The organism is Rhodococcus sp. P14 (assembly GCF_000256505.1).
GTDB classification, from domain to species: domain Bacteria; phylum Actinomycetota; class Actinomycetes; order Mycobacteriales; family Mycobacteriaceae; genus Rhodococcus; species Rhodococcus ruber.
The window spans coordinates 1-10,584 of record NZ_AJFC01000018.1; the positions used below are offsets into that span (position 1 = coordinate 1).

Annotated in this window: 10 protein-coding genes; all 10 read left to right on the forward strand. The window is 70.1% G+C overall.

Annotated elements, in window-relative coordinates:
* Nucleotides 1-230 precede the first annotated feature (230 nt).
* On the forward strand, nt 231-1,145 hold the full coding sequence (locus OEY_RS0101480) for a hypothetical protein (RefSeq protein ID WP_010592176.1): 915 nt from the start codon (nt 231-233) through the stop codon (nt 1,143-1,145).
* A gap of 256 nt (nt 1,146-1,401) precedes the next feature.
* Nucleotides 1,402-2,670 (forward strand): urea ABC transporter substrate-binding protein, encoded by a 1,269-nt coding sequence (urtA, locus tag OEY_RS0101485; protein WP_010592177.1) that lies wholly within the window; start codon nt 1,402-1,404, stop codon nt 2,668-2,670.
* 37 nt (nt 2,671-2,707) lie between these two features.
* Nucleotides 2,708-3,592 carry an urea ABC transporter permease subunit UrtB gene (gene urtB / locus OEY_RS0101490; protein ID WP_010592178.1) on the forward strand — a complete coding sequence of 295 codons (885 nt, stop codon included), beginning with the start codon at nt 2,708-2,710 and terminating at the stop codon, nt 3,590-3,592.
* Nucleotides 3,592-4,710 (forward strand): urea ABC transporter permease subunit UrtC, encoded by a 1,119-nt coding sequence (gene urtC, locus OEY_RS0101495; protein WP_010592179.1) that lies wholly within the window; start codon nt 3,592-3,594, stop codon nt 4,708-4,710. Before urtB ends, urtC begins: the two co-directional genes overlap by 1 nt.
* A complete protein-coding gene (gene urtD / locus OEY_RS0101500) occupies nt 4,707-5,489 on the forward strand; it encodes an urea ABC transporter ATP-binding protein UrtD (RefSeq protein WP_010592180.1) in 783 nt (260 codons plus the stop codon). Before urtC ends, urtD begins: the two co-directional genes overlap by 4 nt.
* Before the next feature lies 1 nt (nt 5,490).
* The gene (gene urtE, locus OEY_RS0101505) at nt 5,491-6,183 is read left to right on the forward strand and encodes an urea ABC transporter ATP-binding subunit UrtE (RefSeq protein ID WP_010592181.1); all 693 of its coding nucleotides are present in this window, start codon (nt 5,491-5,493) and stop codon (nt 6,181-6,183) included.
* A complete protein-coding gene (locus OEY_RS0101510; protein ID WP_010592182.1) occupies nt 6,183-6,872 on the forward strand; it encodes a GntR family transcriptional regulator in 690 nt (229 codons plus the stop codon). The genes urtE and OEY_RS0101510 overlap by 1 nt, the downstream gene beginning before the upstream one ends.
* 5 nt (nt 6,873-6,877) lie before the next feature.
* Nucleotides 6,878-7,408: a carboxymuconolactone decarboxylase family protein gene (locus OEY_RS0101515; RefSeq protein WP_010592183.1), complete on the forward strand. Its 531-nt coding sequence runs from the start codon at nt 6,878-6,880 to the stop codon at nt 7,406-7,408.
* Nucleotides 7,409-7,478: 70 nt separating this feature from the next.
* On the forward strand, nt 7,479-8,174 hold the full coding sequence (locus OEY_RS0101520) for a GntR family transcriptional regulator (RefSeq protein ID WP_029539848.1): 696 nt from the start codon (nt 7,479-7,481) through the stop codon (nt 8,172-8,174).
* 111 nt (nt 8,175-8,285) lie between these two features.
* Nucleotides 8,286-10,584 (forward strand): 5-oxoprolinase/urea amidolyase family protein (locus OEY_RS0101525; RefSeq protein ID WP_237713713.1); only part of this gene is annotated, 2,299 nt, incomplete at its 3' end.

The following is a 10,584-nucleotide window of genomic DNA, read 5'->3' on the forward strand; positions in this document are numbered from 1 at the left end:
TCCCCCCGCTGGGCAAGGAACTCGTCATCAACGAGCACCAGAGCTCGGTGTCCCCCTACCTCATCAAGTAACACCCGCGCACGTATTCGCCGTGCGCGAAAGCAATTGCGTGCGCGGCTGACTGCGACGTTCGCGGATACTCTGTCCACAGGCGGACTATTCATCCACAGATCGCCGCCGCCCGCCCGCGGCTCGCGGACGCAGCGCCGGTATTCGGGCACGCTCCCCGTATGAGCGAACCCACGCCACTGCTGCGTCCTGCCGTCCTCGCAACCGGGATCACCGACGCCGAACTACGCCGAGGAATCCGTACGGGTCGTCTCGAACGCATCGTGCCCGGCGTGTACCTCGAGCGTGAGGACGCCGGGCAACTCGACGACGTGGCACGCCACGTGCTGCGGATCCGGTCGGGCGCAGCGCGGTTGCACGAGGGCGCCGCTATCAGCCACGTCTCGGCCGCCGTCGTCCACGGCTTCGCGGTCTGGCGCACCGACCTGTCCCGCATCCACCTCACCCGCGATCGCGCGTCGGGCGGTCGACGCACTCCGCGTCAGCACGTCCACGCCGCGGCCCTCCCCCACGACGAAGTCGAGACCGTGGAGGGGATCCGCGTCACCTCGGCTGCGCGGACGGTCGTGGACCTCTCGCGCACGGTCACCGCCGAGGAGGCCGTGGTGGCGGGGGACTCCGCGTTGCGCGGGCATCCCGGCCTGCGGCCGGCGCTGGCCGCCGCACTTCACCGGGCCGGGGCGCGGACGGGAATCGGCGCGGCACGGCGCATCGTCCCGTTCCTGGACGGTCGCAGCGAGAGTCCCGGCGAATCGATCAGCCGGCTCCGCATCCACCAGGCCGGAATGCCGGCCCCGGCGCTCCAGCACGAAGTCCGGACGAGCGAGGGCCGATTCGTCGCGCGGACCGACTTCTTCTGGGAAGAGACCGGGATCGTCGGCGAGTTCGACGGCATGGGCAAGTACGGGACCGGCGACCCCGGAGCCACCGCCGAAACGGTGCGGCGCGAGAAGCTGCGCGAGGATGCGCTGCGAGACCTCGGCTTCGAGGTGGTCCGCTGGACGTGGGCGGAGCTGTTCCGGTTCCCGACCGTCGTCGCCCGCTTCGAACGGGCCGTCGCCCGATCGCGTCGCTGAGAACAACCGCGGAACTCCCAGGCATCCGCATCGGCAATTGCTGGCGCGGACGGCTATTCGTGGTGCGGACAAGGTGCTACCTCGGGGTGTGCGCGTTCGGCAACGAGGACGTAACACGCGTCATGAACTCGTCACCGCGAGACATTCCGACGCAACACCGGCCGCCTACTCTTCGGACCCACGGATACAGCGCTGTATACGCAGCCCGGATACACCGGGCCCCGTCCGGTTCCCACCTTCGACGAAGGGCACCTCCATGCCAGTTGCCACATCCACGTTCGCCAGGCGCGCCGTCGCCGCGCCGGTCGCGCTGGCCGCCGTCGGCCTCGTGCTCAGCGCCTGCGGCAGCAAGGCCACCGACAGTACCGACGCCGCCGGGTCCGCCTCGTGCGTCGACACCTCCGGGGACACGATCAAGGTCGGTTCGCTGAACTCGCTGTCCGGCACCATGGCGATCTCCGAGGTCACGGTGCGCGATTCGATCGCGCTGGCCGTCGAGGAGATCAACGCGAACGGCGGCGTTCTCGGCAAGCAGATCCGGATCGTGGCCGAGGACGGCGCGTCGGAGCCGACGGTGTTCGCCGAGAAGGCCGAGAAGCTGATCAGCTCCGACTGCGTGGCCGCGGTGTTCGGCGGGTGGACGTCGTCGAGCCGCAAGGCGATGCTGCCGGTGTTCGAGGACCTGAACTCGCTGCTGTACTACCCCGTGCAGTACGAGGGCCTCGAGTCGTCGCCGAACATCTTCTACACCGGCGCCACCACCAACCAGCAGATCGTGCCGGCGCTGGACTACCTGAAGGAGAAGGGCGTCGAGTCCCTCTACCTCGTGGGCAGCGACTACGTCTTCCCGCAGACCGCGAACCGCATCATCCGCGCGTACGCCGAGGCCAACGGCATCGAGATCAAGGGTGAGGACTACACCCCACTCGGATCCACCGACTTCTCCACGATCGTCAACAAGGTCCGCACCGCCGACGCGGACGCGGTGTTCAACACCCTCAACGGCGACTCGAACGTCGCGTTCTTCCGCGAGTACTCCAACGTCGGCCTCACCGCCGCCGACATGCCGGTGATCTCGGTGTCGATCGCCGAGGAGGAAGTGGTCGGAATCGGCGCGCAGAACATCGCCGGCCAGCTCACGGCCTGGAACTACTACCAGACCGTGGGCGGTCCCGAGAACACGGCGTTCGTCGATGCGTACAAGGCGAAGTACGGTGCGAACAAGCCCACCTCCGACCCGATGGAGGCCGCGTACGCGTCGGTGTACCTGTGGAAGAACACCGTCGAGAAGGCGGACTCGTTCGCCGTCGCCGACGTGCAGGCCGCGGCCGACGGCGTCTCGTTCGACGCGCCCGAGGGCCCCGTCACGATCGACGGGGACAACCACCACATCACCAAGACGGCCCGCATCGGCGAGATCCGGGGCGACGGACTGATCTACACGGTGTGGGAGTCGAACGGGGCGATCGAGCCGGACCCGTACCTCGAGAGCTACGACTGGGCCGCCGGCCTGTCCGGCAGCTGACCATCGTGACCGGGAAGCCGACGAGAAGGGAGGCGACATGGATGTCGTTGTAGGACAGCTGTTCACGGGACTGAGCATCGGTTCGATCCTGCTGCTGGCGGCGCTGGGCCTGTCGCTGACGTTCGGGCAGATGGGCGTGATCAACATGGCCCACGGCGAGTTCATCATGGCCGGCTCCTACACCGCGTACGTGGTGCAGCAGGTGGTCTCGGCCGCCGGGGTGTCCCTGCTGGTGTCGCTGCTCGTCGGTTTCCTGGTCGGCGGCGTGATGGGGGTGCTGCTCGAGGTCACCCTCATCCGCCGCATGTACCACCGCCCGCTCGACACCCTGCTGGTGACCTTCGGCGTGGGCCTGTTGCTGCAACAGGCCGCCCGCGACATCTTCGGCGCACCGGCCGTCAACGTGGTTGCGCCGCAGTGGCTCTCCGGTGGCGTGGAGATCCTCGGGGCGGTGGTGCCCAGGACCCGGCTGTTCATCCTCGCGCTGGCCGTGGTGTGCGTGGCGATCCTGATCGCGGCGATGAAGTTCACCCCGATGGGCCGACGCATCCGGGCCGTCGTGCAGAACCGCGACCTCGCCGAGACGGTGGGCATCTCGTCGCGGCGCACCGATATCACCACGTTCTTCCTCGGCTCCGGCCTGGCCGGCCTGGCCGGCGTGGCGCTGACCCTGATCGGCTCCACGAGCCCCACCATCGGCCAGTCCTACCTGATCGATGCGTTCCTGGTGGTCGTCATCGGCGGCCTCGGACGGATCGAGGGTGCCGTCATCGCGGCGGTCGCACTCGGCCTGCTCAACTCGTTCATCGAATACTCCACCACCGCATCGATCGCGAAGGTGATCGTCTTCGTGCTCATCGTGATCTTCCTGCAGGTCCGGCCGCAGGGCCTGTTCGCGGTCAAGACAAGGAGCCTGGTCTGATGCCTGCCCCGACACGTCTTCCGGCGCTCACCCGGCCCGGACCGGCCCGCACGTGGGCCGGGTTCGCCCTCGCCGCACTCGTTCTGTTTGCCCTCGCCCCCGCCGTGCTGTCGGACTTCCGTCTGAACCTGCTCGCGAAGTTCCTGTGTTTCGCGATCGTCGCCGTCGGGATCGGTCTCGCGTGGGGCCGCGGCGGCATGCTCACCCTCGGCCAGGGCGTCTTCTTCGGCCTCGGCGCCTACCTCATGGCGATGCACCTGAAGATCGCCGACGCCGGGCTGCGCGGCGACACCGTCCCGGACTTCATGCAGATCGCCGGCATCCGCGAATTGCCCGGCTACTGGGCGCCGTTCGCCTCTCCGCTGGTGACGATCGCCGCGATCCTCGTGCTGCCCGCCCTGGTCGCGGTGCTGCTCGGGCTCGGCGTGTTCAAGCGCCGCGTCAAGGGTGCCTACTTCGCGATCCTGTCCCAGGCCCTGACCGCCGCCTTCGCGATCCTGCTGATCGGCCAGCAGTCGATCGGAGGATCGAACGGGCTCAACCGCTTTCGCAGCTTCTTCGGCCTGTCCCTCGCCGACCCGGCCAACAAGCGCATGCTGTTCTTCGTCGCCGCGGGTGTCCTGCTCGCCGTCGTCGCGCTCACCCGGCAGTTGATGTTCTCCCGCTACGGCGAACTGCTCGTGGCCGTGCGCGACCAGGAGGAGCGGGTCCGTTTCCTCGGCTACGACCCCGCCGACGTCAAGGTCGTCGCCTACGCCACGGCGGCCTTCTTCGCGGGCATCGCCGGGGCGCTGTTCGTGCCCATCGTCGGCATCATCTCCCCCGCCGACGTCGGCGTCGTCCCCTCCCTCGCATTCCTCATCGGCGTCGCCATCGGCGGACGCACGACCCTGCTCGGCCCGGCCCTCGGTGCCATCGGCGTCGCGTGGGCCCAGACCGCGCTGTCGGAGAGCTTCCCGTCCGCGTGGACCTACGCGCAGGGCCTGCTGTTCATCGTCGTCATCGGGTTCTTCCCCGCGGGCCTCGCCGGGCTGGCGACGTTGCGCCGGCGACGCACCCGCACCGGCCCAGCGCGCCCGATTCCCGAACCGACCACGACGATGGAGCCGGCGAGATGACCGAACCCCACTACGGCGGCAACGCCGGCATGTCCAGCGAGTACCTCGAGATCCGCGACCTGCGGGTCAGCTTCGACGGCTTCACCGCCGTCGACGGCGTGGACCTGACCCTCCTGCAGGGCGACCTGCGCTTCCTCATCGGCCCCAACGGCGCCGGCAAGACCACCCTCGTCGACGCCGTCACCGGCCTGGTACCGGCCACCGGGTCGGTCACCAAGTCCGGCATCGAACTGCTCGGCAAGAAGGTGCACAAGATCGCCCGCCTCGGGGTGGGCCGCACCTTCCAGACCGCGTCGGTGTTCGAGCAACTCACGGTGCTGCAGAACCTCGACATCGCCGCCGGCTCCGGCCGCTCCCCGTGGTCGCTGCTGCGCCGCCGCACGACGGTGCTCCCGCAGATCGAGGAAGCCCTCGAGACGATCGGCCTGACCGGCCTGCGCGACGTGCCCGCCGGCATCCTCGCCCACGGGCAGAAGCAGTGGCTCGAGATCGGCATGCTGCTCGTGCAGAACTCCGACGTGCTGCTGCTCGACGAGCCGGTCGCCGGGATGAGCCACGACGAACGCGAGGAGACGGGGCAGTTGCTGCGCCGGATCGGGGCGCAGCGCACCGTCGTCGTCGTCGAACACGACATGGATTTCATGCGCGCCTTCGCCACCTCCGTCACCGTCCTGGCCCGCGGCAGGGTGATCGCCGACGGCACCGTCGAACAGGTGCAGAACAACCCGCAGGTCCAGGAGGTCTACCTCGGGACCGCCACTGCAGTACAGGAGGCGTGAGATGCTCGAGCTCGTCGACGTGCGGACCGGTTACGGCCGCACCGAGATCATCCACGGCGCCACCCTGACCGTCCCCGCCGACGGGGTCGTCGCCGTCATGGGTCACAACGGAGCCGGCAAGACCACCCTGCTGCGCGCCGCCGTCGGCCTGCTGCCCACCACCTTCGGCCGGATCCTCCTCGACGGTGCGGACATCACTTCGCTACGGCCGGCCGCGCGCGTCGCCCGCGGCCTGGCCTACGTCCCCCAGGGCCAGCAGTCCTTCGCGCAGCTCACCTGCGCCGAGAACCTGCAGGTCGTCGCCGACGGACGCAGGCGCGGCAAGCAGCTCGTCGCCGACATGCTCGAGCTGTTCCCCGCCCTCGTGCCACTGCTGGACCGGCGCGCCGGTCTGCTCTCCGGAGGCCAGCGCCAGCAGCTCGCGATCGCCCGCGCCCTGATCACCGAGCCCCGCATGCTCATCCTCGACGAACCCACCGAGGGGATCCAGCCGTCGGTCGTCGCCGAGATCGAAAGCACCGTCGTCGAACTCAGCCGGCGCGGCGACCTCGGGGTGCTGCTCGTCGAGCAGCACATCGGTTTCGCCCTGCAGTCGGCGCAGCGGTACTACGTCCTCGAATCCGGACGCATCACCGCCAGCGGCGACGGCGGGACGGATGCCGCAGGCACCGTCCGCGCGGCCATGGCGATCTGATGAGCGCCGGCGGCACGCGGCGTGATCGGGTCTACCGGGCGCTGCGTTCGGATCTGATGACGGGCGTTCTGCCGCCGGACACACGGCTCGGCGAGGAACGGCTCGCCGAGCAGTACGGGGTCTCCCGAACGCCGGTACGGGAGGCGCTGGCGCGGCTGGTGTCCGACGGTCTGGTCGAGCGGCGCGAGCAGGGGCTGTTCCCGTACCGGCCGCGCTTCGACGACCTCGCCGACCTGTACGAGCTGCGGACCACGTTGGAGCTGCGCGGCATCCGCCGCGCGCTGGCCGATCACTCGAACCGCCACGATCCGGACGTGCTCGGCGGCGAGCTCGACCGGTGGTACGCGCTGCGGCGCGACCTCCCCGAACCGGATGCGGGGTTCGTCGTCCTCGACGAACAGTTCCACCTGGCATTGCTGGCCGCCGCCGGCAACCCGGCCCTGTGCGACGCGCTGGCTGCCGTGAACGCGAAGGTCCGGCCCGTGCGCATGTTCGACTACCTGACGCACGACCGGATCGCGGCGACCGTCGACGAACACATCGGTGTGGCGGAGGCGGTGCTCGCCGGCCGTCTCGAGGACGCCCACGACCAGCTCCTCGCCCACATCGACACCTCACGGGCGGTGGTGGTGCAGCGCGCCGAGCAGGCCCGGACGATGGCCCGATTGGCGCGTGCCGTGCGAGACTGACCGGCATGTCGCCTCGCATCCGGCCCGGACGGTTCAAGGAACTCGGCCCGCTCAACTGGGCGGTCTGGCGCGTGCTCTCGACCGCGGCGGGAACGAAGGACGCGCACCTGTTCAGCACCCTGGGCCGCACCGGCGGCCTGTTCCGCGGCTGGCTGCACTACTCCGGCAAGCTCATGCCGTTCGGGCGGTTGCCCCGGTTCGAATCCGAACTGGTCATCCTGCGGGTGGCGCACCTACGCGAGTGCGGCTACGAGATGGACCACCACACCCGGCTCGGCCGTCGCGCCGGCATCACCCCCGAGATCCTGCAGCGTATCCTCGACGGACCCGGCGCGCCCGGCTGGAGCCCGCGGCACCGGGCGATGCTCACAGCCGTCGACGAGTTGATCGCCACCGGAGACCTCGGCGACGAGACGTGGGCGGCGCTGGCCGCTCACCTCGACGACCGTCGGATGATCGAATTCTGCCTGCTCGTAGCGCAATACGACGGACTGGCCACCACCATCGGCGTGCTGCGCCTCGAGCGGGACTTCTGAGAGCTCTTCCTAACCGTCGCTTTACCGCGGGCAATCTCGGCGAAACACGACGTCCATAGCGTATACAGCTATGTCGACACGTACGGATACAGCCACGGCGCAACCGCTGCGGACGCGCGTGTACCGGGAACTGCGCACCGAGCTGATGAACGGTTCGATCCGCGTCGGCGAGCGGCTGACCGAGCCGAAACTGTCCGCGCGGTTCGGGATCTCCCGCACCCCGGTCCGGGAGGCGCTCGCGATGCTGTGCGCGGACGGGCTGTTGCGCCGCGAGGAGTTCGGATTCTCGCCGGTCCCGGTGAGCATTCCCCGCGTCCGTGACCTCTACGAGCTGCGGATCACCCTCGAACTGCAGGGCATTGCGCGCGCGATCGACAATCCCGATGTGCGGCACGACCGCGTCGCCCTCACCGCCGAGCGCGAACGATGGTTGCGTCTGTCCGCCGACCCGCCGCAGCAGGAACCGGGTTTCGTGGTGCTCGACGAGGAGTTCCACATGGCCCTGATAGCCGCGTCGGGCAATGCGGAACTGGCCGGCTCGCTCGAGTCGGTCAACTCCCGGATCCGGCACGTGCGGATGTACGACTTCATGGTCAACAGCCGGATCGAGACGTCGATCGCCGAACATCTCGCCATCGTCGATGCCGTCCTCGGCGACGAACTCGAACTCGCCCACCGGCTGCTGCACCGGCACATCGGCGAATCCCTCGCGGTGGTGCTCGACCGGGTGACCCGCGCCGTGTCGGCGATGTCGTTCGCTCACTGAGGTCCGTTCCGCCCCATACCTTCCCCTTCCCCGTCACCGAAGGAGCCTGTCGTGACGTTCGCTTTCGACACCCTGCTCGTCGCCAACCGCGGCGAGATCGCTTGCCGCATCATGCGTTCGGCGCACGCGCTGGGGCTGAAGACCGTCGCCGTGTACTCGGATGCGGACGCGTCCGCCGCGCACGTCGAGATGGCGGACATGGCCGTGCGTCTCGGCCCGGCCCCGGCAGCGCAGTCGTATCTCCGGGCGGATCTGGTAATCGAGGCGGCCCTGTCGGCGGGCGCCGGCGCGGTCCATCCCGGCTACGGATTCCTCTCGGAGAAGGCCGAATTCGCGGACGCCTGCGAGAAGGCGGGCATCGCGTTCATCGGGCCCACCCCCGGGCAGCTGCGGGTCTTCGGCGACAAGCACACCGCGCGAGAGGCGGCACGCGCCGTCGGCGTCCCGCTCGTCGAGGGCAGCGGCCTGCTCGGGTCCGTCGACGCCGCCCTCGCGGCCGCCGACACCGTCGGTTACCCCGTGATGCTCAAGGCCGTCGGCGGCGGGGGCGGCATCGGGATGCAGGCCTGCCACACTCCGGGCGAACTGCGGGACGCGTACGAGCGGGTGCAGCGTCTCGCGTCCGCACACTTCTCCTCGTCGGGGGTGTTCCTCGAACGGTTCGTCGCACACGCCCGCCACCTCGAGGTGCAGGTGTTCGGCGACGGTCGCGGCCGCACGATCAGCCTCGGTACGCGCGACTGCTCGTTGCAGCGACGCAACCAGAAGGTCGTCGAGGAGGCGCCCGCCCCGAACCTGCCCGACGCGGTCGTCGAGGAACTGCTCGCGTCGTCGCGCCGGCTCGCGTCGTCGGTGAGCTACCGCTCCGCCGGCACCGTGGAGTTCGTGTACGACGTCGAACGCGGTGAGGCCTCGTTCCTCGAGATGAACACCCGTCTGCAGGTGGAGCATCCGGTCACCGAGGAGGTCACGGGCGTGGACCTGGTGGAGTGGATGCTGCGGCTCGGCCGGGGCGAGACCGAGATGCTCGACGCCCTGCCCGACAGCGGGCCCCGCATCCTCGGTCACGCCGTGGAGGCGCGCGTGTACGCGGAGGACCCGGGGCACGACTACCGGCCCAGCGCCGGACTGCTCACCGCCGTCGAGTTCCCGGCCCACACCCGCGTCGAGACGTGGGTGGACACCGGCACCGAGGTGAGTTCGTTCTACGACCCGATGCTCGCCAAGATCATCGTGCGCGGCGAGTCCCGCCGCACCGCGTTCGCGGCGCTCGCCGAGGCGCTCGACGACACGCACCTGTACGGCGTGCAGACGAATCTGCCGCAGCTGCGGCGCGTCTGCACGGCGGAGCAGGTGCTCGGGGCCGCCCACACCACCGCGACGCTGCGGGAGGTACGGGCGACGGGCCACCGCATCGACGTGCTGCGCGCGGGCACCATGACCACGGTGCAGGACTTCCCCGGCCGGATCGGGTTGTGGGCGGTCGGCATTCCGCCGTCGGGTCCGATGGACGACCTGTCGATGCGCGCCGCGAACGGCGCGGTCGGCAATCCGGAGGGGGCACCGGCGCTGGAGTGCACGTTGCAGGGCCCGCGCCTCGAGTTCTCCGACCCGACGCTCGTCTGCGTCACCGGTGCCCCGGTCGTGGTCACCGTCGACGGGACCCCCGTGCCGATGTGGGAGCCCCTGGAGGTGCCGGCCGGCGGCGTGCTCGACGTCGGATCGCCGACCGAGCAGGGCCTGCGCACCTACGTCGCGGTGCGTGGCGGACTCGACGCCCCGCTCTACCACGGCAGCGCTTCGACGTTCACACTCGGCGGCTTCGGGGGCCTCACCGGCAGGGCCGTGGCCACGGGCGACGTGCTCGGTGTGGCCGAGTCCCGCGCGCTAGCCTCCCCGGCACCGGTACCCGTGGACCGTCGGCCGGAGTTCACCCACACGTGGCATCTCGCCGTCACCGAGGGTCCGCAGCCCGCACCGGCCTACTTCACCGAGGACGACCTGGCCCAGTTCTACGACACCACGTGGACGGTGCAGTCCCACGCGAACCGCACCGGCATCCGTCTGGACGGCCCGAAGCCCACCTGGTCGCGGACGGACGGCGGCGAGGCCGGGCTGCACCCGTCGAACCTGCACGACAACCCCTACTCGGTGGGCGCGCTCAACGTCTCGGGCGACACCCCGATCCTGCTCGGCCCGGACGGTCCGAGCCTGGGCGGGTTCGCCTGCCCGCTCACGGTCGTCTCCGGTCACCGCTGGAAGATGGGGCAGATCCGGCCCGGGGATTCGGTGCGGTTCGTCCCCGTGACCGACGAGGCCGCGGTCGAGCTGCGCGGCGCCGCCACCCGCGCCCTCGACGTCCCGCCAGTGGCGCGGCCCGCCGCGCTCGACGGCGGCCGGCCGGGCCGGG

Coding starts and splice junctions, on each gene's coding strand:
- OEY_RS0101480 (WP_010592176.1), top strand. CDS start 231: ATGAGCGAACCCACGCCACTGCTGCGTCCTGCCGTCCTCGCAACCGGG.
- urtA (WP_010592177.1), top strand. CDS start 1,402: ATGCCAGTTGCCACATCCACGTTCGCCAGGCGCGCCGTCGCCGCGCCG.
- urtB (WP_010592178.1), top strand. CDS start 2,708: ATGGATGTCGTTGTAGGACAGCTGTTCACGGGACTGAGCATCGGTTCG.
- urtC (WP_010592179.1), top strand. CDS start 3,592: ATGCCTGCCCCGACACGTCTTCCGGCGCTCACCCGGCCCGGACCGGCC.
- urtD (WP_010592180.1), top strand. CDS start 4,707: ATGACCGAACCCCACTACGGCGGCAACGCCGGCATGTCCAGCGAGTAC.
- urtE (WP_010592181.1), top strand. CDS start 5,491: ATGCTCGAGCTCGTCGACGTGCGGACCGGTTACGGCCGCACCGAGATC.
- OEY_RS0101510 (WP_010592182.1), top strand. CDS start 6,183: ATGAGCGCCGGCGGCACGCGGCGTGATCGGGTCTACCGGGCGCTGCGT.
- OEY_RS0101515 (WP_010592183.1), top strand. CDS start 6,878: ATGTCGCCTCGCATCCGGCCCGGACGGTTCAAGGAACTCGGCCCGCTC.
- OEY_RS0101520 (WP_029539848.1), top strand. CDS start 7,479: ATGTCGACACGTACGGATACAGCCACGGCGCAACCGCTGCGGACGCGC.